Raw genomic sequence first — 22,608 nt, forward strand, 5'->3', positions numbered from 1 at the left:
GATATGCTAACACGGGCTTGCACGCGGCATCGCGCAGGCAGATGACCTTCGATCCGTTTCAGTCTCCCGTCACCTGATTCTGCGGTGTGCCCGCCGCCCAGGCGGCGATGTTGTGCAACGTGGTGGCGGCAATCGCGTCCAGGGCTTCGCGGGTCAGAAAGGCCTGGTGCGCGGTGACGATCACGTTAGGGAAGGTCAGCAACCGGGCCAGTACATCGTCTTGCAACGGCAGGTCCGAGCGGTCCTCGAAGAACAACTGCGCCTCTTCTTCATACACATCCAGGCCCAGGTAACCCAGGCGACCGTCTTTCAGGGCATCGATCAGCGCCGGGGTGTCCACCAGGCCGCCACGCCCGGTATTGATCAGCATTGCACCCGGTTGCATGTGCGCCAGCGATTCGCGGTTGATCAAGTGCTTGCTCTGTTCGTTGAGCGGGCAGTGCAGGCTGATGATCTGCGATTCGGCCAGCAGCTGTGGCAGGCTCAGGTAGCGGGCGCCGAGGGCTTCGACCTGCGGGTTGGGGTAGGGGTCATAGGCCAGTAACTGGCAGCCAAATCCGCTCATGATTTTGGCGAAGGTGGCACCGATCTGACCGGTGCCGACCACGCCGACGGTCTTGCCCGCCAGATCGAAACCGGTCAGCCCCTGCAATCTGAAATCCCCTTCGCGAGTGCGGTTGTAGGCGCGGGGCAAGCGGCGGTTGAGCGCGAGGATCAGCGCCACCGCGTGTTCGGCCACGGCGTGGGGCGAATAGGCCGGGACGCGCACGATGGCCAGTCCCAGGCGCTTTGCCGTCGGCAAGTCGACGTGGTTGTAACCGGCCGAGCGCAGTGCGATCAGGCGTGTGCCTGCGGCGGCAAGGCGCTCGAGCACCGCCGCGCCGAGGTCATCATTGATGAACGCACAGACCGCTTCATACCCATGGGCGAGCGCCACCGTGTCCAGGCTCAGGCGCGCAGGCTGAAAGTGCAGCTCGATGCCCGCCGGTTGCCCGGCCGCGAGAAAACTGTCGCGGTCGTAGTTCTGGCTGCTGAAAAAAATCGTACGCATGATGTCCTCTCTCCCGTTTCTGTAGGAGCTGCGGTGCGGCGATCCGACTTGCCAGCGAAGGCGGCCTCAAAGACAGCACAGGGTTTAAGATCCTCTTCGCTGGCAAGCCAGCTCCTACAGGGTTTGCGCTGAGCTTACGCTGATGTCTGATTGACGCAGTTGCGCTGCATCAAGCATTCATGCGCGCCTGGGCCGCCAGGCGATTGATCGCCCGGTCGAGCTCCTCCAGTGCCACGCTGGCATTCGGGTCCCGTTGCTTGAGCAGGGTTTCGCTGCGTTGGCAGGCCGCACGCAATTGCGGTACGCCGCAGTAACGCGTCGCGCCATGCAGGCGATGGACCCGTTCGATCAGGGCGTTGTGGTCGTTGCTTTGCCGAGCGAGGCGGATGGCTTCGCGGTCAGCCTCCAGGGACGCCAGCAGCATCGCCAGCATGTCCGCCGCCAGATCAGCCTTGCCGGCGGCCAGGCGCAATCCTTCGTCGTGGTCGAGGACCAACAGGTCATGGGCGCCAGCATGCCCATCGCCGGAGCGCTCCGGGCGGTGATTGCGCAGCGCCAGGCCGCTCCATTTCAGCACCACCTGCGCCAATTGCCGTTCGCTGATCGGTTTGGTCAGGTAGTCGTCCATGCCGCTTTGCAGCATCGCGCGTTTTTCGTTGGCCATGGCGTGGGCGGTGAGGGCCACGATCGGCAGCGGCGTGCAATGGCGTTCGCTTTCCCATTGGCGGATCGCCTCGGTACTCTGGCGGCCGTCCATGCCGGGCATCTGCACGTCCATCAACACCAGATCGAATGACTCTTTCTGCACCGCCTTGATGGCGGCAAAACCGCTTTCCACGGCGAGCACATTGGCGCCCATGTCTTCGAGCAGGGTCTGCACCAGCATCAGGTTGGCCGGATTGTCGTCGACGCAAAGCACCTTCGGTGCACGGCTGGACAACGGCTCGCCCGGCTCGCTGCGCATCGGGCGCGGGTTGACCAGATCAGACAGGGCGCGTCGCAACTTGCGGGTACAGGCCGGTTTCGCCTGGAGCTGGCTGTGGGGGTTGGGCACGGAAAGATGGAACAGCGTCTGTTCCGTGGTCGGGCACAGCACCAGCACTTTGCAGCCAAGATGCTCGAGGTCCCAGATGTGCTGGTTGAGGCGTTCCGGCGGCATGTCGTTGCTGGTGATGCCGAGCACTGCAAGTTCGATCGCCTGATCGGTCTGGTGGGCGGCGGTGACACCATTGGTCAGGCTTTCCAGGGTGTTGAACGGTGTGGTGTCGAGGCCACAGTCTTCCAGTTGATGCTGCAACGCCTGCCGGGCCAGTTCGTGGTTTTCCAGCACCGCCACCCGGCGCCCGAGCAGCGGCGCGGCGGGCAGGTCTTCGGCATCGTCGCGGGCTTTGGGCAGGCTCAGGCTGATCCAGAACTCCGACCCTTCCCCCGGCGTGCTGTCGACACCGATCTCGCCGCCCATCTGTTCGATCAGGCGTTTGGAAATCACCAGACCCAGGCCAGTGCCGCCCGGTTGCCGCGACAGCGAGTTGTCGGCCTGACTGAAGGCCTGGAACAGGGCGCGTACGTCCTGGTTCGACAGGCCGATGCCGGTGTCCTGAATGCTGATGCGCAGCTGCACGGTGTCTTCGTGTTCTTCTTCGAGCATGGCGCGGGCGACGACGGTGCCTTCGCGGGTGAACTTGATCGCATTGCTCACCAGGTTCGTCAGGATCTGCTTGAGTCGCAGCGGGTCGCCCACCAGTGACAGCGGCGTGTCCCGATACACCAGGCTCACCAGTTCCAGCTGCTTGGCGTGGGCGGCCGGGGCGAGGATGGTCAAGGTGTCCTGGAGCAGGTCGCGCAGGTTGAACGGAATATGGTCGAGCACCAGCTTGCCAGCTTCGATTTTCGAGAAGTCGAGAATCTCGTTGATGATGCCCAGCAGGCTGTCGGCGGATTTTTCGATGGTGCCCAGGTAGTCGAGCTGGCGTGGGGTGAGCTCGCTTTTTTGCAACAGGTGGGTGAAGCCGAGAATGCCATTGAGCGGCGTGCGGATTTCATGGCTCATGTTGGCCAGGAATTCGGACTTGATCCGGCTCGCTTCCAGGGCCTCCTTGCGCGCCAGATCCAGCTCGATGTTCTGGATCTCGATGGTTTCCAGATTCTGGCGCACGTCTTCGGTGGCCTGGTCGATGCTGTGCTGCAATTCTTCCTGGGCATTTTGCAGGGTGCCGGCCATGCGGTTGATGCCGGAAGCCAATTCATCCAGTTCCTGGCTGCCGAGGGGCGGCAAGCGGGTCTCCAGGTGGCCGTCCTTGAGTTGGGCCACGGCCTGCTTGATCTGGCTCAACGGCCGATTGATCGTGCGCCCCATGCGCAGGGCCAGCAGTGCCGCACCGATCAGTCCCGTAGCGATCAACATCAGGCTGGCGAACAGGCTGCGGTAACCGCGCAACAGCATGCCGTTATGGGACAGTTCGAGCTCGACCCAGCCGAGCAGGCGGTCTGCTTCTTCGGGAATCACGTCTCCGGCCAGGTTGCGGTGTTTGCCGAATACCGGCAGCAGATAGCGGGTCGCATCGCTGCCGCTGCTGCGCAGCATCTGCGTGCCACTGCCAGAGGGCGTCTGATTGAGCATGGTCGGGCCGGCGTGGGCCAGCAAGGTGCGGTCGGGAGCCAGGAAGGTCACGGCCCGTACGTCGGTTTGTTCAAGGGCCTGGGTGGCGATGCGTTCGAGCAGTTCGTTGTCCTGGTGGCCCATGGCTGGCGCTGTCAATGGAGCCAACTGCTCGGCGATCATTTCGCCACGCTGCATAAGCTGGGTTTGCAGGTCAGCCTGTTGCATCCAGGTAAAATAACCCCCCAGCACCAACGCCATCAGGCTGGTGGGCAACAGGGTCAGCAACAGCACGCGGCCTTTGATTCCCAGTTTCTTGAGCACGCAACTCTCCTGCATCCCGCTATTCATAGGCCCGTACATGCATCCGCCATGCACCACTTGCGCAGTGTAGCGATTTGCTCGCGGGCAATCTTCGTAAAAATGGTGCAGTCATTCGTCGGCCCGGACGACTCTTTGGCGATACGGACAAACCGTGGGTTGCCCCTGGCGAGGCAATCTTGAATAATCGCTCAACTGAGAATTATTTGCAGATAGTCATGACTCCCATCACTGCTGGCCTCCCTCGAATCCTGTCCATCGAAGACGACCTTGTGCTCGGCGCCTACGTTCACGAGCACCTGGACCGCAGCGGCTTCCAGGTGACCTGGTGCCAGAACGGCCAGGAAGGCCTGGACATTGCCCGCCGGCAGCCTTTCGACGTGGTGTTGATGGATATCCTGCTGCCGGGCATGGACGGCCTGGCGGTATTGACTCAATTGCGCCAGAGCCATTCCACCCCGGTGTTGCTGATGTCGGCCCTCGGTGCCGAGGCCGATCGCATCAGCGGCTTTCGCCTGGGGGCCGATGATTACCTGCCAAAGCCCTTCAGCATGGTGGAGTTGCGGGTGCGCATCGAAGCCATTCTGCGGCGGGTGGCATTCGACCGCCGGCCTGCGCCCGCCGTGCCGGCCCCTTCGATGGACAGCCTGCGTTTCGACGATGAAAGCTTCGAGGTGTTTTATGGCGAACAGGCTGGCGGCCTGACCCGCAGCGAGTATCGGCTGCTGGAGACGCTGCACCGCAGCGCCGACGAAGTCCTGAGCAAAGCCTTCCTCTATCAACAGGTGCTGCAACGCGGTTATGCGGCCCATGACCGCAGCCTGGACATGCACATCAGCCAGATCCGCCGCAAGCTCAAGGCCATTGGCTACACCGAGCGTGAAGTGCGTACGGTATGGGGCAAGGGTTACATCCTGAGCGCCGTCGATGAAATGTAACTTGCCGGGCAGGCATTCGCTGTTCTGGAAACTGGCTTGTCTATTGGTCGCTTTCTGTCTGCTGATGATCTGGTTGAGTTGGTCCTGGGGGCGTTACATGGAGCAGCGCAACCAGTTCCTCTCCGATGAGGCCCGCGGCACCCTGACGCGCTACGCCGCCGAAGCCGAGCAGGCTTGGCGGCAGCACCAGAGCGCCGGTGTCGATCACTGGCTGCAAGGCATGCGTCAGCGGGAATACGGCTGGGTCGGTGTCATCGGCGGTGATTTGCAGTCCTTGAGCAACCAATCGCTGACGGACAAGGAAGTCGAACGCCTGACTTTTTTGCGCGGCCTCGATTGGCCCATCCACAAGAAAGGCCGGCCCTGGATGCGCGTGCCGTTTCCCGGCGACCCGTCCGCCGGCAGCCTGGTGATCGAACTGCCCGAACGCTTTCTGCCTGGGCAATACCGGGTGTTCTGGCGGGTGATCACCAACGGCGTGATTCCGGGGCTGTTCACTTTGCTACTGTGCGTCGGGCTCTACCGATTGCTGGTGGTGCCACTCAATCACTTACGTGAGCAGGCCAACGCCTGGCGTGCCGACCAACTGAATGTGCGCCTGTCGAGCCGCACTACCAATCGTTGCGATGAATTGGGTGAGCTGGGGCGGGCGTTCGACCATATGTCCGAACGCCTGCAAAGCACCGTGGCCTTGCAGCAGCAACTGCTGCGCGACTTGTCCCACGAATTGCGTACGCCTTTGAGCCGCTTGCGGGTGGCCAGTGAAAGCGAGCAGGGGCTGGAGCCATTGCGCGAACGCATCGGCCGTGAGGTCGATGGCATGCAGCGCCTGGTGGAAGACACGTTGCAGCTGGCCTGGCTCGATACCGAGCGCACCCGGTTGCCCGACGAAGCGATCCAGATCCAGGCCCTGTGGGAAATGCTCACGGAGAATGCCTGCTATGAAAGTGGCTGGCCCAATTCGCAGTTGCAATGCGCGGTGGATTCATCCTGTTGGGTTCGCGGTCATCTCAACACCCTGGCCCAGGCGTTGGAAAACATTCTGCGCAATGCCATTCGTCATTCGCCAGCGGGAGGCATTGTCCAGCTGGGTGGCCAGCGTGATGGCGATTTCTGGCACCTATGGCTGGAGGATCAGGGCGATGGTGTGGCGCAAGCTGATCTGGAACGGATCTTCCTGCCGTTCACCCGACTCGACGGTTCGCGGCCGGGGGACGGTGGATTCGGACTGGGCTTGAGCATTGCCCGGAACGCGGTGCAGCGTCAGGGTGGACAGCTTTGGGCGCAGAACACCGGGACCGGGTTGCGCTTGAATATGCGCTTGTTGGCGGATGATGGCGGTGCCAGTGACAACGTCATCGCGAGCAGGCTCGCTCCTACATTGACCGTGTTTCAACCGAAAAATGTGTGATCACCTCAGCCCCCTGTAGGAGCGAGCCTGCTCGCGATGAGGCCCTTCCACACACCAATAAACCCGGGCTTATTCCCATAAGCCATAAGCACCATACTTTGCGTGATATGGCCTGCGAACGTTTGCCGGTATGATAGACGCCCCCGCAGTCTGGATTGCGAATACGCCATGACCTTGCAGTACCCAACCATCGCCGATTGCGTCGGCAACACTCCGCTGGTTCGTTTGCAGCGCCTGCCCGGCGCCACCAGCAATACCCTTTTGCTCAAGCTCGAAGGGAACAACCCGGCGGGTTCGGTCAAGGACCGTCCGGCGCTGTCGATGATCACTCGCGCCGAACTGCGCGGGCAGATCCATCCTGGCGATACGCTGATCGAAGCGACGTCGGGCAACACCGGAATCGCCTTGGCCATGGCCGCCGCGATCAAGGGTTACAGGATGATCCTGATCATGCCGGACAACTCCAGCGCCGAGCGCAAGGCGGCCATGACGGCCTATGGCGCCGAGCTGATTCTGGTCAGCCAGGAACAGGGCATGGAAGGCGCCCGTGACCTCGCGCAGAAGATGGAAGCCGAGGGTCGCGGCAAAGTACTGGATCAGTTCGCCAACGGTGACAATCCCGAGGCGCACTACACCACCACTGGCCCGGAAATCTGGCGCCAGACCCAGGGCACCATTACCCATTTCGTCAGTTCCATGGGCACTACCGGGACCATCATGGGCGTGTCGCGCTACTTGAAAGAGCAGAACGACAACGTGCAGATCATCGGCCTGCAACCGATGGAAGGTTCGGCGATCCCGGGTATCCGCCGCTGGCCTCAGGAATACCTGCCGAAAATCTACCAGGCTGACCGCGTGGACCGGATCGTCGACATGGCCCAAAGCGAAGCCGAAGACGTGACCCGTCGTCTGGCCCGTGAAGAAGGCATTTTCTGTGGCGTGTCCTCGGGCGGCGCCGTGGCGGCAATGCTGCGCCTGTCCAGAGAAGTTGAAAACGCGGTGATCGTCGCGATCATCTGCGACCGCGGCGACCGTTACTTGTCGACCGGCATTTTCGACGCGCCCAACTGATGGCCAAACATGAAAGAGGCCTGCGCTTCCAGCCCACCGGCGGCAGCAAGGCCCCGCAAATCCCGACCGGCAAAAAACAGCGCCTGACCATCGAGCGCCTGGCCAATGACGGTCGCGGCATCGCGTTTTTCGAAGGTCGTACCTGGTTCGTCATCGGTGCGTTGGCCGGCGAAGAAATCGAGGCTCGCGTACTCGGTGCCCACGGCAAAGTGGTCGAGGCGCGGACCGAGCGGGTGTTCAAAGCCAGCGAATTGCGCCGCCCGGCGCCGTGCGCCCATGCCGGCCGTTGCGGCGGCTGCAGCGTGCAGCATTTGCCCCATAACGAACAACTCGCCCTGAAACAGCGCATGCTCGCCGAGCAATTGTCCAAGGTCGCCGGTGTCGCGCCCGAGGAGTGGGCCGAACCATTGACCGGTCCGGAATTCGGCTACCGTCGTCGCGCCCGTGTGGCGGTGCGCTGGGACATGAAGGCGAAGAAACTCGAAGTCGGGTTCCGCGCCGCCGGCAGCCAGGACATCGTTGGCATCGATGATTGCCCGGTGCTGGTACAGCCCTTGCAGCCCATCATGGCCGGTCTGCCGGAGATGCTGCGGCGCTTGAGCAAACCTCAGGCACTCGGGCATGTGGAGTTGTTCAGCGGCTCGACGTTGGCGGTTTTGCTGCGGCACATGGCGCCGTTGTCCGACGCCGACCTGACGATCCTCAAGGATTTCTGCGCGTTCCACGAAGCCCAGTTGTGGCTGCATGGCGACGGTGAACCGCAGCCGGTCGAGGCCGATCGGTCGTTGGGCTATCGTCTTGAACAGTGGGGTCTGGAGCTGGCATACCGTCCAGGGGATTTCATCCAGGTCAACGCCGCAGTCAATGAAGCGATGGTTGCCCAGGCGCTGGACTGGTTGAAGCCGACAGCAGATGAGCGCGTACTCGATCTGTTCTGTGGCCTGGGCAACTTTGCCTTGCCACTGGCCAAGGCCGCTCGCGAAGTGGTGGCGGTCGAAGGTGTGCGGGTGATGGTCGATCGGGCAGCGGCGAATGCAGCTAGCAATAATCTGCATAACGCGAAGTTTTTTCACGCCGATTTATCCCAGCCTTTGACGGACGCCGAATGGGCCGCCGAAGGCTTTTGTGCGGTACTCTTGGACCCACCGCGTGACGGTGCTTTCGAGGTTGTTCACAAGCTCAAGACCCTGGGCGCCGAACGGTTGGTGTACGTGTCGTGCAACCCGGCCACTCTGGCGCGTGACACGGTCGAATTGATCAAGCAGGGCTACCGGTTAAAACGTGCCGGGATTCTCGATATGTTTCCTCAAACGGCACATGTCGAGGCCATGGCGTTATTTGAAGCGAGCTAGGATGCTCGTCTGGTCCGACTGGCCCGCCCGTGCAGCCGCGCACCAGCCCGACGTGGGCGCATGGGTAACGAAGGTCAGCGAATTGACGCATTGAATCTGCGTCGTAGGGAAGGTAAGCAAGATGGTACAGGTGAGAGCACACCAGCCGATCAACACCGACGGCAGTATCAATCTCGAGGCTTGGCTCGATCACGCGGTGAGTGTCGATCTGGCACTGGATCGCGAAGCCTTGAAAGAGGCCTGCGAGTACGCTCGCGAGGCCGAACAACAAGCCAATGCGGCACAGAATCTCTGGTCGGAAGGGAACTCCACGTTCCGTACCGGCCTTGAGATCGCCGAGATTCTCGCCGATCTCAAACTCGATCAGGACTCACTGGTCGCCGCGGTCCTGTACCGGGGCGTGCGCGAAGGCCAGATCCCGTTGCCGGCAGTCAGCCAGCGCTTCGGCCCGGTGGTGGCCAAACTCATCGACGGCGTGCAACGCATGGCGGCGATCAGCGACAGCCTGAGTCCGCGCAAATCCTTGGTGATGGGCACCCAGGGCCAGGTGGAAAACCTGCGCAAGATGCTGGTGGCCATGGTCGACGACGTTCGCGTCGCCCTGATCAAACTGGCCGAGCGTACTTGCGCCATCCGTGCGGTGAAGACCGCCGACGACGAAAAACGCAACCGCGTCGCCCGTGAAGTCTTCGACATCTACGCGCCACTGGCCCATCGCCTGGGTATCGGTCACATCAAGTGGGAGCTGGAGGACTTGTCCTTCCGTTACCTGGAGCCGGACCAGTACAAGCAGATCGCCAAGTTGCTCCACGAGCGGCGCCTGGATCGCGAGCGCTTCATCAGCGACGTGATGAGCCAGCTGAAAAACGAATTGCAGGCCACCGGTGTCGATGCCGACATCAGCGGCCGGGCCAAACACATCTATTCGATCTGGCGCAAAATGCAGCGCAAGGGTCTGGAGTTCAGCCAGATCTACGACGTTCGAGCCGTTCGCGTGCTGGTGCCGGAAATGCGCGATTGCTACACCGCGCTCGGCATCGTCCATACCCTGTGGCGGCACATTCCGAAAGAGTTCGACGACTACATCGCCAACCCCAAGGAAAACGGCTATCGCTCGCTGCACACGGCGGTGATCGGGCCCGAGGGCAAGGTGCTGGAAGTGCAGATCCGCACCCATGCGATGCACGAAGAAGCCGAACTCGGTGTGTGCGCGCACTGGCGCTACAAGGGCACCGACGTCAAGTCCGGCTCCAATCACTACGAAGAGAAAATCTCCTGGCTGCGCCAGGTACTCGAATGGCACGAAGAGCTGGGTGACATCGGTGGCCTGGCGGAACAGCTGCGGGTCGATATCGAGCCCGACCGGGTCTACATCTTTACCCCGGACGGTCACGCCATCGACTTGCCCAAGGGGGCGACGCCGCTGGACTTCGCCTACCGCGTACACACCGAAATCGGTCACAACTGCCGCGGCGCCAAGATCAACGGGCGCATCGTGCCGCTCAATTACAGCCTGCAAACCGGTGAACAGGTCGAGATCATCACCAGCAAGCACGGCACCCCGAGCCGCGACTGGCTGAACCCGAACCTGGGTTACGTCACCACATCCCGGGCGCGGGCGAAGATCGTTCACTGGTTCAAGTTGCAGGCCCGTGACCAGAACGTCGCGGCCGGTAAAACGCTGTTGGAGCGCGAGCTCAATCGCCTCGGCCTGCCCGCGGTGGATTTCGACAAGCTGGCCGACAAGGCCAACATGAAAACCGCCGAAGACCTGTTCGCCGCCCTCGGTGCCGGGGATCTGCGCCTGGCGCAACTGGTCAACCTGGCGCAGCAACTGGTCGAGCCGGAGCGTGGCAACGAGCAGCTGGAACTGATTCCACGCAAGGCCACTGGCTACAAGCCAGGCAAGCGCGGCGATATCCAGATCCAGGGTGTCGGCAACCTGATGACCCAGATGGCTGGCTGCTGCCAGCCGTTGCCGGGCGATGCAATCGTCGGTTACATCACTGTGGGTCGCGGAGTGAGCATTCACCGCCAGGACTGCGCCTCGGTGCTGCAGCTGGCCGGGCGCGAGCCCGAGCGAATCATCCAGGTCAGCTGGGGGCCGGTGCCGGTGCTCACCTATCCGGTGGACATCGTCATCCGCGCCTACGACCGTTCCGGTCTGCTGCGTGACGTCTCGCAGGTGCTGCTCAATGAGCGGATCAACGTGCTGGCGGTCAACACCCGCTCGAACAAGGAGGACAACACCGCGCTGATGTCCCTGACCATCGAGATTCCGGGGCTGGACGCATTGGGGCGGTTGCTGGGGCGGATTTCCCAGTTGCCGAACATCATCGAAACCCGGCGTAACCGTACGCCATGAGGCGAGAGCGCTTTACTGTAGGAGCGAGCCTGCTCGCGATGAACCAGAGGACGGCGCGTTCATCCAGATTGTACGCGTCATCGTTGACGTCCATCGCGAGCAGGCTCGCTCCTACAGGAAGCGGAAAGAGACAGATTGATGTATTCACTTGAAGATTTACTGCACCTGATGAACCGCCTGCGCGACCCGCAGTACGGTTGCCCGTGGGATCTCAAGCAAACCTGGGCCACCATCGTCCCGCACACCCTCGAAGAAGCCTACGAAGTCGCCGACGCCATCGAGCGCGGCGACCTCGATCACTTGCAGGGTGAGCTGGGCGATCTGTTGTTCCAGGTGGTTTATTACAGCCAGTTGGCTCGGGAAGAGGGGCGCTTCGAGTTCGCCGGCGTGGTCGACGGCATCACCCGCAAGCTGATCCGCCGTCATCCCCACGTGTTCCCCACGGGTGACCTGTATGCGCCACTGGATGTTCCGCGCTTGAGTGAAGAGCAGGTCAAGCGGCGTTGGGAAGAGATCAAGGCCGAGGAGCGCGCGGAGAAATCTTCAGCGCCCGAACAGCTGTCGTTGCTCGATGATGTTCCCGCCGCACTGCCAGCATTGTCCCGTTCGGCAAAGCTGCAGAAGCGCGCGGGGCAGGTTGGGTTCGACTGGCCAGACGCCTTGCCGGTGCTCGATAAAGTGCGTGAAGAGCTTGATGAAGTCCTCGAAGCGATGTCGGAAAACGATCCCGAAGCCGTGGCCGACGAGATCGGCGATCTGCTGTTTTCCGTGGTCAATCTGGCGCGGCATCTCAAGGTCGATCCGGAAACCGCACTGCGTGGCGCCAATGGCAAGTTTGAACGACGCTTTCGTTTTATCGAACAGGCATTGCGCGACACCCGCCGTCCCATGGAAGATTGCACCCTCGAAGAGTTGGACGCCTTGTGGGGCGAAGCCAAACGTCAGGAAAAGAATTTGCCCAGCTGCGGTTGAGCAGTGGCCTAAGTGAGTAATAAGCACCATGAGCATTTCCCTTCGCGACCAGTTGCTCAAAGCAGGGCTGGTCAACCAGAAGCAGGCCAAGCAGGTCAGCAAAGACAAGCAGAAACAACAACGCCTGGCCCACAAAGGCCAGATCGAGCTGGATGACTCCCAGCAGCGCGCGGCGCAGGAAGCCATGGCCGAGAAGGTCAAGCGCGACCAGGAACTCAACCGCCAGCAGCAGGAGAAGGCCGAGGCCAAGGCCCGTGCCGCGCAGGTCAAGCAATTGATCGAAGTCTCGCGCCTGCCGAAATTGACGACCGAGGACTACTACAACTTCGTCGACGACAAGAAGGTCAAGCGCATCTGCGTCAACACCCTGATGCGTAACAAGCTCAGCAGCGGTTCGCTGGCCATCGTGCATCACGCTGGCGGCTACGAAGTGATTCCGCGCGAGGCGGCACTGAAGATTCAGGAACGCGACCCACAGCGCATCGTGCAATTGAATGTGCAGACCGAAGAGGTCGCTGCCGAGGACGATCCGTACGCCGCCTATAAGATCCCTGATGACCTGATGTGGTAAACCTTGCAGGAGCGAGCTTGCTCGCGAAAAACGTGAATGTCGCACGCTGTCTGAAACCAGCGCCGCCCTCAGGTTCTTCGCGAGCAAGCTCGCTCCTGCACGTTTTCTCAGGCGGAATGTAAGTCGCGTTGCTGCTCCAGGGTTTCCAGTTCGGCCTTGTAGTTTTGCGCATCGGTTTCGCAGTGGAACATCCCGACCAGCAGGTCTTGTTGATGCACGTCCCAGATCCGGATACCGGCGGCTACCCCCTCGTGGGATTTATGTGAATCGTCGCGTTCAGTTACTTTTACAGTCATCTGCTAGCTCCAATCTCTGTTATCTGCAGCAAGGCATGTGCAGGCCTTTGTTATAGAGTTTGGTAGCTTGCTAAGTAAACGACTGAGTTTGGTAAGGGTTTTTTGCAAAAACGGAAACAGTCCTGCAGCCCGCCAAACACGCGACATTCGGTCGCAGGGTGGTTGGTTTCATGACAAAAGCTTCATCTCCAGAACGTACCGCAGACCCTTGTAGGAGTGAGCCTGCTCGCGATAGCGGTGGGTCAGTTACCAGTGATGTCGACTGGAATACCTCTATCGCGAGCAGGCTCACTCCTACAGTGGATTTGTGTATGTCTTGAGGTTTTTCTCAAGGCAAAAAAAACGCCCCGAACCAGTCGGGGCGTTTTCATGTGCGGCTTGGCAGCGGGGGAGTTACTTGCCTGCCCAGCGCTTCAGTACCAGGGTGGCGTTGGTGCCACCGAAACCGAAGCTGTTGCTCATCACGGTGTTGATGGTGGCGTTTTCGCGGGTCTTGGTCAGCACCGGCAGGTCGGCCACTTCAGGGTCCAGCTCGTCGATGTTGGCGGAGCCGGCAATGAAGTTGCCTTCCATCATCAGCAGGCAGTAGATCGCTTCGTGAACACCGGCGGCGCCCAGGGAGTGACCCGACAGGCTCTTGGTGGAGCTGATGGCCGGAGCCTTGTCGCCGAACACTTCACGAACGCCTTTCATTTCCGCGACGTCGCCGACCGGGGTCGAGGTGCCGTGGGTGTTCAGGTAGTCGATCGGGGTATCGACGGTGGACAGCGCCTGCTGCATGCAGCGGATCGCGCCTTCGCCGCTCGGGGCAACCATGTCGTAGCCGTCGGAGGTCGCGCCGTAGCCGACGATTTCCGCGTAGATCTTCGCGCCGCGGGCCAGAGCGTGTTCCAGCTCTTCAACCACGACCATGCCGCCACCGCCGGCAATGACGAAACCGTCACGCTTGGCGTCGTAGGCACGGGAAGCTTTTTCCGGGGTTTCGTTGTACTGGGTGGACAGGGCGCCCATGGCGTCGAACAGGAACGATTGGCTCCAGTGTTCTTCTTCACCGCCGCCGGCGAAAACGATGTCCTGCTTGCCCAGCTGGATCTGTTCCATGGCGTTACCGATGCAGTGAGCACTGGTGGCGCAAGCGGAGGAGATCGAGTAGTTCACACCCTTGATCTTGAACGGCGTGGCCAGGCAGGCGGAAACGGTGCTGCCCATGGTCCGCGTGACGCGGTACGGGCCGACGCGCTTGACGCCTTTCTCGCGCAGGATGTCCAGGGCTTCCATCTGGTTCAGGGTCGACGCGCCACCGGAGCCGGCGATCAGGCCGGTACGCACGTTGGAAACCTGCTCTTCGGTCAGGCCGGAGTCGGTGATGGCGTCTTTCATGGCCAGGTAGGCATAACCTGCCGCGTGGCCGACGAAGCGATAGATCTTGCGATCGATCAGTTCTTCAAGGTTGAGGTCAATGGAGCCGGAAACCTGGCTACGCAGACCCATTTCGGCATATTCCGGGTTGAACCGGATGCCAGGGCGGCTTGCACGCAGGTTAGCGGAGACGGTCTCTTTGTCATTGCCCAGGCAAGAAACGATGCCCAGACCAGTGATAACGACGCGGCGCATGCGAATAACCCTTAGAAGTTGTCAGTGGAGGTGAACACGCCGACCCGGAGGCCTTCGGCGGTGTAGATTTCGCGACCGTCGACAGTGACCGAACCGTCGGCAATGGCCAGGTTCAGTTTACCCTTGAGGACGCGCTTGATATGAATGTTATAGGTGACTTTTTTGGCGGTCGGCAGAACCTGGCCGAAGAATTTCACTTCGCCCGAACCCAGCGCACGGCCACGGCCCGGCAAGCCTTGCCAGCCCAGGAAGAAACCGACCAGTTGCCACATGGCGTCGAGGCCCAGGCAGCCCGGCATCACCGGATCGCCTTCGAAGTGACAGGCGAAGAACCACAGGTCCGGATTGATATCCAGCTCGGCGACCAACTCACCTTTGCCGTACTTGCCACCTTCTTCGCTGATCAGGGTGATGCGATCAACCATCAGCATGTTCGGGGCGGGCAGTTGCGCGTTACCTGGGCCGAACAGCTCACCGCGACTGCAGCGCAGCAGGTCTTCCCGGGTAAAGGCGTTTTGTTTGGTCATGCGAGCTCCTCAATAGTCCCATGCGGCAGGTGGGGCAAATCTTCCCGGCCGATCGAAGCGTTCATGCCTCGAACCGGCAGCCTACTCATAGACTATTGCGTTGTGGTGAAAGTCACAGCACCAAGGACATGAAAGTACACTTGTGCACTGAAATTATTATTCAAGCCCCTTTTCGGGCCTGTTCGGGGGCTTAAGACTGCCGCACTTTCGCCTTTCACGCCAGTCGCAGATGCTCGAAAGGCCTGTACTACTGCACCCATCGCTGCAGAATTTGCTGCAGATCAGTGCGTTTGAACGGCTTGGCCAGGTAATCGTTCATCCCCGCCGACAAACAGGCTTCGCGGTCACCCTGCAGGGCGTTGGCAGTCAGCGCGATGATCGGCAGGTCGGTGCAACCGGGTAATTGGCGGATCTGTCGGGTGGCTTCATAGCCATCGATGACCGGCAAGCGGCAATCCATCAGGATCGCTTCGAAAATCAGGCTCTCGGCACTGCGAACCGCCTGCGCGCCGTCGACCGCGAGACTGACCTTGAAGCCCAGGCTGCGCAACATGGCTTCGATGACCGTCTGGTTGACCGGGTTGTCTTCGACCAACAGCACATTGCGTCCTTCGCCGCCGCTGTCGCCGTTTTGCGCGCGGGGGGGCAACAGCGTCTGCGTCTGCTGGTGCAGTGCCAGGGGAATTTCCAGGGTGAACACCGAACCGCGGCCTTCCTCACTCTGCGCGCGCAAGGTGCCGCCCATGCGTTCGGCGAGCGTACGGGCAATCGGCAGGCCCAGCCCGGTGCCGCCGTAGCGTCTTGAAATGGTGCTGTCGGCCTGCTGGAAAGCGTTGAACATCAATTCCAGGCTTTGCGTCGGGATGCCGATGCCGCTGTCGCGCACGGTGCAGGTGAACCACAGCAACTCGTGGTCCAGCGACTGCCACTGCGCCTCGATGGTGATGCGGCCCTGCTCGGTGAACTTCAGCGCATTGCCGATCAGGTTGACCAGTATCTGCCGGATACGCGTCGGGTCGCCCTTGACCTGCAAGCCATGCATGTCATCGGGGATCATCAGTTGCAGGTCGAGGCCGCGTTGCGCGGCGCTGTGCTGGAACGACTGGGCGCAACTGCCGATCAGTTCGACGAGATTGAACGCAATGTGCTCCAGTTCCAGCTCTGAACGTTCGATCCGCGAGAAATCCAGAATGTCGTTGATGACCTTGAGCAAGTGCTCGGTAGACTCCGAAGCCAGCGCCGCGTATTCCACCTGCTCCTCGGTCATGTCGGTGGTTTCCAGCAACTGCAGCATGCCCAGTACGCCATTCATCGGTGTGCGCAGTTCATGGCTCATCATGGCGAGGAAGTCGGATTTGGCGTTGTTGGCCTTTTCCGCTTCTTCGCGGGTCTGGATCAACTGCGCCATGGCCTGATGCTGTTCGCGGCTGGCCTGCTCGAGACCGCTGGCGAGGTTGTTGATATGTTGCGACAGCGCCCCCAGCTCGGTGTCGTCGACAATGGGCAGCGGTGTTTTGTAGTCGCCGTCCTGGATCGCCTTGACCGCATTGCCGATATCACGGATTGGTTGCGACAGGCTGCCCGCCAGACGTCGGGCCACGAAGAAGGTAAATAGCAGGGCAAACAGCGCCAGAATGGCGGCCTTGAGTACGATTTCCTGCTGGCGTTGGCTGAAGGCATCGTTGGACAGTCCGACGATCACCCGGCCGAGATAGTCTTCGGAGGGGGCCGCGCTGGCGGATTTGCTGCTCTGGAAAAAATCATTGTGCAACGCGATTCGCTGGAGCCGTATCGGTGCCTGGAACACTTCGAGCTGTTGCGCGCGATTGTAGTGTTCGCTCGGTTGTTCGACGTACACCAGAACCCGGTTGGCGCTGTCCTGGATTTCCAGAAAGCTTACGTTGGGCGTGGCCAGCGTCGCCTTGAGCAAGGTCTCGAGCACTTCGATGTTGCCCGAGATTACCCCGTATTCGGTGGCCGGGGCCAGTTGATTGGCGATCAACTGGCCGGTGTGGGTGATTTCCTGACGCAGGTCCTGGATACGCACGAACGTGAAGAAGCTGATCAGCAGCAAGGTCAGCAGCAGTGCTGGGCCGAGGCTGATGAGTTGGGTGCGGGTGCTGATGTCCCAGCGACGGCGCAAGTTCATGGGCGGCGTTCTCCTTCAGCCAGCAACGTGGCGACCGACGCGTCGTTTATCTGTTCGATACCCAATGAACGCGCCACCTGCGGATTGCTCGCGACCTTGAATCGATGGGGATAGTGCGTGCGCGGCCAGGTGGCAGGTGGCCGGTCGAGCAATTCGTCGAGGGCCGCCAGCCAGTCGCTCTGATCGCTGTAGGTGCTGGCCAGGCTTGCGGCCTTGACGAAACCTGCGTTGGGTCCGATCAGCGCCATTTGCCGTGAGTAGCTGCTCAACAGCAGGTTCTTTGCGGTTTGCGGGTTGTACAGGTCGGCATCGTCCAGGCCCAGCAACACGTCGCTATTATTCAGCAGGGCCTGTAACGGACGACTGTCGTGAATGTTGTCCCAGCGCTGGGTGACCACCTCCAGACCCAAGGGGAGGGCGGCATTACGTAGCTCATTCAACAGAAATTCACTGTGGTTGTCGTAGAGCACGCCGATGCGTTTGGCTTCGGGCAACAGGGTGCGGGTCAAGCGCAACTGGCGGTCCAGTGGTGGATCGCTCCATAGCAGGGAAAGGTGTGCAGGCAGCGTGCTGTTCAAGCGTCGTCGGGCTTGCAGGCGGCTGATGCGCAACACCAGTGTCGCCGGGCCCCGGGTGTCCTGCAGGCGCCAGTCGAGGCTGGGCAGGTCGAGCAGTATCAAGCGGATGTTTTCCGGCAGCTTGTCAGGAGTCGGCAAACTCGCCAGTGTCTGGAAGCGTACGTTATCGTTCGGTCGCAACTCGCTCAGGGCCTGGGTAAACGTCCGCACATCGGGGCTGTCTTCGGCACCCGTGAGCAAAATGTCGGCCGCGTTACCCGGCAGGCTACCCAACAAGCTGCCGAACAATAGACAAAGCACGGCCAGCAGCCGGCGCAGGGACGGCGTTTTCCAGGCTGGGCAATACGACATATTAAAGCTCCAGCTCCGGCGAGCTGAAAATCAGCGCCAGTACCAGGGGCGAACGCGGAGAAGGAGCACCCGGAGACACAACACATCCCAGTCAGTGATTGATCGCGCGCATGTTAACCGAGCCGGATGACTTTTCCATTCACGATGTCCGCATTTTCCTCGGTTTTATTGGTCTTCTTCCCACCGCTGCCGGTATTTGATGTCGGGGCTGGCCGCCGATGGGCTGCCCCGTATAATGCCGACATCGCCACTGGTATGGATTAACGGATTGCATATGACTGAACAGCGCCCGATTGCGGTCCTGGGAGGCGGAAGTTTTGGAACCGCCGTGGCTAATCTGCTGGCCGAAAATGGGCTTCAGGTCCTTCAGTGGATGCGTGACCCCGAACAGGCCGAGGCCATGCGGGTCAATCGCGAAAACCCGCGTTACCTCAAAGGCATCAAGATTCTGCCCAGCGTCACGCCGGTCACCGACCTGCAAGCCACCCTGGACGCCTGTGACCTGTGTTTTGTCGCATTGCCTTCCAGCGCGCTGCGCTCGGTGCTGGTGCCGCACGCCGAACGGTTGACCGGTAAATTACTGGTGAGCCTGACCAAAGGTATCGAAGCCCATACATTCAAACTGATGAGCGAGATCCTCGAAGAGATCGCCCCGCAGGCACGCATCGGCGTCCTGTCCGGACCCAACCTGGCCCGTGAAATCGCCGAACATGCACTGACCGCCACGGTGGTCGCCAGTGAAGACGAAGAACTCTGCCAGCAGGTTCAGGCCGCGCTGCACGGCCGCACCTTTCGTGTTTACGCCAGCGCCGACCGTTTCGGTGTGGAGCTGGGCGGGGCGTTGAAAAACGTTTACGCGATCATAGCCGGCATGGCGGTGGCACTGGGCATGGGGGAAAATACCAAGAGCATGCTGATCACCCGGGCATTGGCGGAAATGACCCGCTTTGCGGTGAATCAGGGCGCCAACCCGATGACCTTCCTGGGGCTTGCGGGCGTAGGCGATCTGATCGTGACCTGTTCATCGCCCAAGAGCCGCAACTATCAGGTCGGCTTCGCCCTCGGCCAGGGCCTGAGCCTGGACGAGGCTGTAACGCGCCTGGGCGAAGTCGCCGAAGGGGTCAACACCCTTAAAGTGCTCAAGGCCAAAGCCCAGGAGGTTGGCGTGTACATGCCGCTGGTCGCCGGGCTGCACGCGATCCTGTTCGAGGGGCGCACGCTGGAGCAGGTCATCGGTCTGCTGATGCGTGGAGAGCCGAAAACCGACGTCGATTTTATTTCCACCAGTGATTTCAAATAATCACGCTTGCCAGAAAAGCAGGGAGTTGCGCATGAACGATCCAAAAGTAGAAGCCAAATACGAGTCCATCCTGCTGCGTGTGTTGTGGATGGTGGTCTTCGTGCTGGTGTGGCAAGTGGCGCAGTTCATCCTCGGTGCCGTCGTGCTGGTGCAGTTGATCTATCGTTTGATCTATGGCGCCCCGAACGCCAGTCTGATGAATTTCGGCGACAGCCTGAGCCAGTTTCTGGCGCAGATCGGTCGTTTCGGCAGCTTTCACAGCGACCAGAAGCCTTGGCCGTTCGCCGATTGGCCGACGCCGCGTACGCCGGAAGGTGAAGCGCCGCATGTCGTGGCACCGGCACCGCATTCGGCTCGAGATGAGGAACCCAAGCTATGAAACTCTGGGTAATGCGTCATGGTGAAGCCGTGCCGCACGGTGCCCGACTCCACGATTCGGAGCGGGAACTGACGGATAACGGTCGTAAGGAAGTATTGAAAATCACCGCAGAGCTGATGGGGCAGCCGCTGACGGCGATCTACGCCAGTCCGTACCTGCGAGCGCAGCAAACAGCGCAACTGGTGCGCGAAACACTGGGATTCGAGCCGGAAATCCGCACCGTCGAATGGCTGACACCGGACACGGAGCCGGACAAGGTGGCCGAGCAACTGGTGTCGGTGAGCAACGTCCTTTTGGTCAGCCACAACCCGCTGGTGGGGCATTTATTGAGTTACCTGCAACATGGCGCCGGGTATCCGCCGGAAAAAGTCAGCACCGCCGGATTGGCCGAACTCAATGGCGACGAGTTGCTGATCGGGTCGATGAAGCTCGACAGCATCAAGCACCCATAAAAGCAAAGATCGCAGCCTGCGGCAGCTCCTACAAGATGCACGCCATTTCCATGTAGGAGCTGCCGCAGGCTGCGATCTTTTGATTTTGTTTTTCTGTTAAATAATCAACCAAGCACTTGCTTGGTTGACTACGCTTGCTCCAGACCAAAAAAAACAGGAGCGAGTCATGTCTGCTGCTTTTCGTTTGCCGCTGGACGTTTTCTACGAGCGTGAGGCCCGTCATCCCCGCCAGCGCTTTCTGGTCCAGCCTGTCGCAGGCGGCCAGGTCGAAACATTGACCTGGGCGGACGTCGCTCATCAGGCCCGTTGCGCGGCCCATTGGTTGCGCGCGCGGGACCTGCCGCAGGGCAGCCATATCGCCCTGATCTCGAAAAACTGTGCGCACTGGATCATTGCCGACCTGGCGATCTGGATGGCCGGGCATGTGTCGGTGCCGTTGTACCCCAACCTCACCGCCGAGACCGTTGCCCAAGTGCTCGAACACTCGCAAGCGGTGCTGGCGTTCATCGGCAAGCTCGACGACTGGCCAGGCATGTCCCGTGGCGTCAGCCCCGATCTGCCGACCATCAGTCTGCCGCTACATCCACCTGGTACGTTCGATTTCAGTTGGGCCGACCTGCAACGCAGCTCGCCGATCCAGGACAATCCCAAACCTGCCGCCGATCAACTGGCGACCATCATTTACACCTCCGGCACTACTGGCATGCCCAAAGGCGTGATGCACAGTTTTGGCACCCTGGGGTTCGCCACCACTCGTGGCACTGCGTTGTTCGGCCTCAACGAGTCGGACCGACTGCTGTCCTATTTGCCGCTGTGCCACGTTGCCGAACGGATGTTCGTCGAGCTGGCATCGATCTACACCGGCCAAACGGTATTTTTCGCCGAGAGCCTGGACACCTTTCTCACCGACCTGCAACGTGCGCGCCCGACCGCACTGTTTGGCGTGCCGCGCATCTGGACCAAATTCCAGATGGGCGTGTACAGCAAGATCCCGGCCAAACGTCTCGATTTCTTGCTCGGCCTGCCGATCATCGGCAAGCGGGTCGGGCATAAAGTTCTCGCCGGGTTGGGACTGGATGCGTTGCGCATTGCGCTGTCCGGTGCTGCACCGGTGCCGCAGACCTTGTTGCAGTGGTATCGCAAACTGGGACTGGATGTGCTGGAGGTCTACGGCATGACTGAAAGCTGCGGCTATTCGCACATCGGCATGCCGGGCCAGAACAAACCGGGCTGGATCGGCAAGCCGTGCCCGGAAGTCCAAGTGCGGATCGCCGAGACAGGGGAGGTCATGGTGCGCAGTGGCGCGACCATGCTCGGCTATTACAAGGAACCGGAAAAAACCGCCGATACCATTACCGGGGACGGCTTCCTGCGCACCGGCGACAAGGGCGAGGAGGACGCCGAAGGCAATCTGCGCCTGACCGGGCGCCTGAAGGAAATCTTCAAGACCAGCAAAGGCAAATACGTGGCCCCGGCGCCGATTGAAAATCGTCTGGCCGTGCACTCGCGTATCGAACAGGTCTGCGTGGTGGGCGATGGCTTGGGTGCGCCGTTGGGCTTGTGCGTATTGTCGGCGGTCGGCCGGCAGGATGCCGGCGGGGCCGCGCGCGCCGGCTTGCATTCCAGCCTGGAAAAACTGCTGGAAGAGGTCAATGCGGCCCTCGACAAACATGAACGGCTGCGGCGCCTGGTGGTGGTCAAGGACAGTTGGGCCGTGGAAAACGGTTTTCTCACCCCGACCCTGAAGATCAAGCGCAATGTGATCGAAGCGGCTTACGGTGAGCGCTTTGAAGAATGGAGCGAGCGCAGCGAAGCGGTGCTGTGGCAGGATTGATCCACGAACAGAACCAACAAGGAAACCCTGCGATGAGCCTGTGGCGCACCACTCCCGACATCGAGCAGTTGAACGCTCTCCAGAAAAACACCATCGGTGAAGTGCTGGACATCCGTTTCGAGGCCTTTGACGATGAGTCCCTGACGGCCAGCATGGTCATTGACCATCGCACTCACCAGCCTTACGGCTTGCTGCACGGCGGTGCCTCGGTGGTGTTGGCCGAGTCGGTCGGCTCCATGGCCAGTTACCTGTGCATCGATACCAGCAAGTTCTATTGCGTGGGCCTGGAAATCAACGCCAACCATTTGCGTGGCCTGCGCAGCGGGCGGGTGACGGCGGTGGCCAGGCCGATCCACATCGGCCGCACGACCCATGTCTGGGACATTCGGCTGACCAGCGATGAGGGCAAGGCCAGTTGCGTATCGCGGCTGACCATGGCGGTGGTGCCGTTGGGTGAGAATCCGCCGAACCGGTAAT

General features: G+C 60.9%; 19 protein-coding genes. 12 read left to right on the plus strand and 7 right to left on the minus strand.

Going from position 1 to position 22,608, the window contains the following annotated elements:
* Positions 1-58: 58 nt before the first annotated feature.
* Positions 59-1,051 (minus strand): 2-hydroxyacid dehydrogenase, encoded by a 993-nt coding sequence (locus C8K63_RS02785; RefSeq protein ID WP_108215284.1) that lies wholly within the window; start codon positions 1,049-1,051, stop codon positions 59-61.
* A gap of 169 nt (positions 1,052-1,220) precedes the next feature.
* The gene (locus C8K63_RS02790) at positions 1,221-3,974 is read right to left on the minus strand and encodes a response regulator (RefSeq protein WP_108215285.1); all 2,754 of its coding nucleotides are present in this window, start codon (positions 3,972-3,974) and stop codon (positions 1,221-1,223) included.
* 215 nt (positions 3,975-4,189) lie between these two features.
* Between C8K63_RS02790 and C8K63_RS02795 the strand changes: the two genes are divergently transcribed.
* The 7 genes from C8K63_RS02795 (at position 4,190) to C8K63_RS02825 (ending at position 12,651) form a co-directional block, all read left to right on the plus strand.
* Positions 4,190-4,909: a response regulator transcription factor gene (locus tag C8K63_RS02795; protein ID WP_108215286.1), complete on the plus strand. Its 720-nt coding sequence runs from the start codon at positions 4,190-4,192 to the stop codon at positions 4,907-4,909.
* The gene (locus C8K63_RS02800) at positions 4,899-6,320 is read left to right on the plus strand and encodes a sensor histidine kinase (RefSeq protein ID WP_108215287.1); all 1,422 of its coding nucleotides are present in this window, start codon (positions 4,899-4,901) and stop codon (positions 6,318-6,320) included. The genes C8K63_RS02795 and C8K63_RS02800 overlap by 11 nt, the downstream gene beginning before the upstream one ends.
* Before the next feature lie 168 nt (positions 6,321-6,488).
* Complete coding sequence (gene cysM / locus C8K63_RS02805; RefSeq protein ID WP_108215288.1) at positions 6,489-7,391, plus strand: cysteine synthase CysM; 903 nt, start codon at positions 6,489-6,491, stop codon at positions 7,389-7,391.
* The gene (rlmD, locus tag C8K63_RS02810) at positions 7,391-8,743 is read left to right on the plus strand and encodes a 23S rRNA (uracil(1939)-C(5))-methyltransferase RlmD (protein WP_108215289.1); all 1,353 of its coding nucleotides are present in this window, start codon (positions 7,391-7,393) and stop codon (positions 8,741-8,743) included. The genes cysM and rlmD overlap by 1 nt, the downstream gene beginning before the upstream one ends.
* 121 nt (positions 8,744-8,864) lie before the next feature.
* Entirely contained in the window at positions 8,865-11,108 is a 2,244-nt protein-coding gene (gene relA, locus C8K63_RS02815; protein ID WP_108215290.1) for a GTP diphosphokinase, read from the plus strand.
* A gap of 138 nt (positions 11,109-11,246) precedes the next feature.
* Positions 11,247-12,080: a nucleoside triphosphate pyrophosphohydrolase gene (gene mazG / locus C8K63_RS02820; protein WP_108215291.1), complete on the plus strand. Its 834-nt coding sequence runs from the start codon at positions 11,247-11,249 to the stop codon at positions 12,078-12,080.
* Positions 12,081-12,108: 28 nt separating this feature from the next.
* Positions 12,109-12,651 carry a DUF2058 domain-containing protein gene (locus tag C8K63_RS02825; RefSeq protein WP_108215292.1) on the plus strand — a complete coding sequence of 181 codons (543 nt, stop codon included), beginning with the start codon at positions 12,109-12,111 and terminating at the stop codon, positions 12,649-12,651.
* Between the two features lie 107 nt (positions 12,652-12,758).
* On the opposite strand, the gene C8K63_RS02830 is transcribed toward C8K63_RS02825, so the two are convergent.
* The 5 genes from C8K63_RS02830 to C8K63_RS02850 all read right to left on the minus strand — a co-directional run bounded on the left by C8K63_RS02830 (position 12,759) and on the right by C8K63_RS02850 (position 18,166).
* Positions 12,759-12,947, minus strand: a complete 189-nt coding sequence (locus C8K63_RS02830; protein ID WP_108215293.1) for a hypothetical protein — start codon at positions 12,945-12,947, stop codon at positions 12,759-12,761.
* Positions 12,948-13,340: 393 nt separating this feature from the next.
* Positions 13,341-14,561, minus strand: coding sequence for a beta-ketoacyl-ACP synthase I (gene fabB / locus C8K63_RS02835; protein ID WP_108215294.1), 1,221 nt, complete (start codon positions 14,559-14,561; stop codon positions 13,341-13,343).
* An 11-nt stretch (positions 14,562-14,572) separates the two neighbouring features.
* Complete coding sequence (gene fabA / locus C8K63_RS02840) at positions 14,573-15,088, minus strand: 3-hydroxyacyl-[acyl-carrier-protein] dehydratase FabA (protein ID WP_003227150.1); 516 nt, start codon at positions 15,086-15,088, stop codon at positions 14,573-14,575.
* 247 nt (positions 15,089-15,335) lie between these two features.
* Positions 15,336-17,237: an ATP-binding protein gene (locus C8K63_RS02845; RefSeq protein WP_108215295.1), complete on the minus strand. Its 1,902-nt coding sequence runs from the start codon at positions 17,235-17,237 to the stop codon at positions 15,336-15,338.
* Positions 17,234-18,166 carry an ABC transporter substrate-binding protein gene (locus C8K63_RS02850; protein WP_108215296.1) on the minus strand — a complete coding sequence of 311 codons (933 nt, stop codon included), beginning with the start codon at positions 18,164-18,166 and terminating at the stop codon, positions 17,234-17,236. Before C8K63_RS02850 ends, C8K63_RS02845 begins: the two co-directional genes overlap by 4 nt.
* Positions 18,167-18,440: 274 nt before the next feature.
* Here C8K63_RS02850 and C8K63_RS02855 point away from each other — a divergent pair, with 274 nt between their 5' ends.
* The 5 genes from C8K63_RS02855 (at position 18,441) to C8K63_RS02875 (ending at position 22,607) form a co-directional block, all read left to right on the plus strand.
* Positions 18,441-19,466 (plus strand): NAD(P)H-dependent glycerol-3-phosphate dehydrogenase, encoded by a 1,026-nt coding sequence (locus tag C8K63_RS02855; protein WP_108215297.1) that lies wholly within the window; start codon positions 18,441-18,443, stop codon positions 19,464-19,466.
* A 31-nt stretch (positions 19,467-19,497) separates the two neighbouring features.
* Positions 19,498-19,845 carry a DUF4389 domain-containing protein gene (locus C8K63_RS02860; protein WP_108215298.1) on the plus strand — a complete coding sequence of 116 codons (348 nt, stop codon included), beginning with the start codon at positions 19,498-19,500 and terminating at the stop codon, positions 19,843-19,845.
* Positions 19,842-20,297, plus strand: a complete 456-nt coding sequence (gene sixA / locus C8K63_RS02865) for a phosphohistidine phosphatase SixA (RefSeq protein WP_108215299.1) — start codon at positions 19,842-19,844, stop codon at positions 20,295-20,297. Before C8K63_RS02860 ends, sixA begins: the two co-directional genes overlap by 4 nt.
* Positions 20,298-20,463: 166 nt before the next feature.
* Positions 20,464-22,131, plus strand: coding sequence for an AMP-binding protein (locus C8K63_RS02870; RefSeq protein ID WP_108215300.1), 1,668 nt, complete (start codon positions 20,464-20,466; stop codon positions 22,129-22,131).
* A 32-nt stretch (positions 22,132-22,163) separates the two neighbouring features.
* Positions 22,164-22,607 (plus strand): hotdog fold thioesterase, encoded by a 444-nt coding sequence (locus tag C8K63_RS02875; protein WP_108215301.1) that lies wholly within the window; start codon positions 22,164-22,166, stop codon positions 22,605-22,607.
* The last annotated feature ends 1 nt before the right edge of the window (position 22,608 follow it).

Source organism: Pseudomonas sp. GV085 (genome assembly GCF_003050925.1).
Taxonomy (GTDB): domain Bacteria; phylum Pseudomonadota; class Gammaproteobacteria; order Pseudomonadales; family Pseudomonadaceae; genus Aquipseudomonas.

Excerpts from the sequence above, each read along its gene's own strand:
- C8K63_RS02785 (WP_108215284.1), bottom strand. The coding sequence starts at position 1,051 with ATGCGTACGATTTTTTTCAGCAGCCAGAACTACGACCGCGACAGTTTT.
- C8K63_RS02795 (WP_108215286.1), top strand. The coding sequence starts at position 4,190 with ATGACTCCCATCACTGCTGGCCTCCCTCGAATCCTGTCCATCGAAGAC.
- C8K63_RS02800 (WP_108215287.1), top strand. The coding sequence starts at position 4,899 with ATGAAATGTAACTTGCCGGGCAGGCATTCGCTGTTCTGGAAACTGGCT.
- cysM (WP_108215288.1), top strand. The coding sequence starts at position 6,489 with ATGACCTTGCAGTACCCAACCATCGCCGATTGCGTCGGCAACACTCCG.
- rlmD (WP_108215289.1), top strand. The coding sequence starts at position 7,391 with ATGGCCAAACATGAAAGAGGCCTGCGCTTCCAGCCCACCGGCGGCAGC.
- relA (WP_108215290.1), top strand. The coding sequence starts at position 8,865 with ATGGTACAGGTGAGAGCACACCAGCCGATCAACACCGACGGCAGTATC.
- mazG (WP_108215291.1), top strand. The coding sequence starts at position 11,247 with ATGTATTCACTTGAAGATTTACTGCACCTGATGAACCGCCTGCGCGAC.
- C8K63_RS02825 (WP_108215292.1), top strand. The coding sequence starts at position 12,109 with ATGAGCATTTCCCTTCGCGACCAGTTGCTCAAAGCAGGGCTGGTCAAC.
- C8K63_RS02830 (WP_108215293.1), bottom strand. The coding sequence starts at position 12,947 with ATGACTGTAAAAGTAACTGAACGCGACGATTCACATAAATCCCACGAG.
- fabB (WP_108215294.1), bottom strand. The coding sequence starts at position 14,561 with ATGCGCCGCGTCGTTATCACTGGTCTGGGCATCGTTTCTTGCCTGGGC.
- fabA (WP_003227150.1), bottom strand. The coding sequence starts at position 15,088 with ATGACCAAACAAAACGCCTTTACCCGGGAAGACCTGCTGCGCTGCAGT.
- C8K63_RS02845 (WP_108215295.1), bottom strand. The coding sequence starts at position 17,237 with ATGAACTTGCGCCGTCGCTGGGACATCAGCACCCGCACCCAACTCATC.
- C8K63_RS02850 (WP_108215296.1), bottom strand. The coding sequence starts at position 18,166 with ATGTCGTATTGCCCAGCCTGGAAAACGCCGTCCCTGCGCCGGCTGCTG.
- C8K63_RS02855 (WP_108215297.1), top strand. The coding sequence starts at position 18,441 with ATGACTGAACAGCGCCCGATTGCGGTCCTGGGAGGCGGAAGTTTTGGA.
- C8K63_RS02860 (WP_108215298.1), top strand. The coding sequence starts at position 19,498 with ATGAACGATCCAAAAGTAGAAGCCAAATACGAGTCCATCCTGCTGCGT.
- sixA (WP_108215299.1), top strand. The coding sequence starts at position 19,842 with ATGAAACTCTGGGTAATGCGTCATGGTGAAGCCGTGCCGCACGGTGCC.
- C8K63_RS02870 (WP_108215300.1), top strand. The coding sequence starts at position 20,464 with ATGTCTGCTGCTTTTCGTTTGCCGCTGGACGTTTTCTACGAGCGTGAG.
- C8K63_RS02875 (WP_108215301.1), top strand. The coding sequence starts at position 22,164 with ATGAGCCTGTGGCGCACCACTCCCGACATCGAGCAGTTGAACGCTCTC.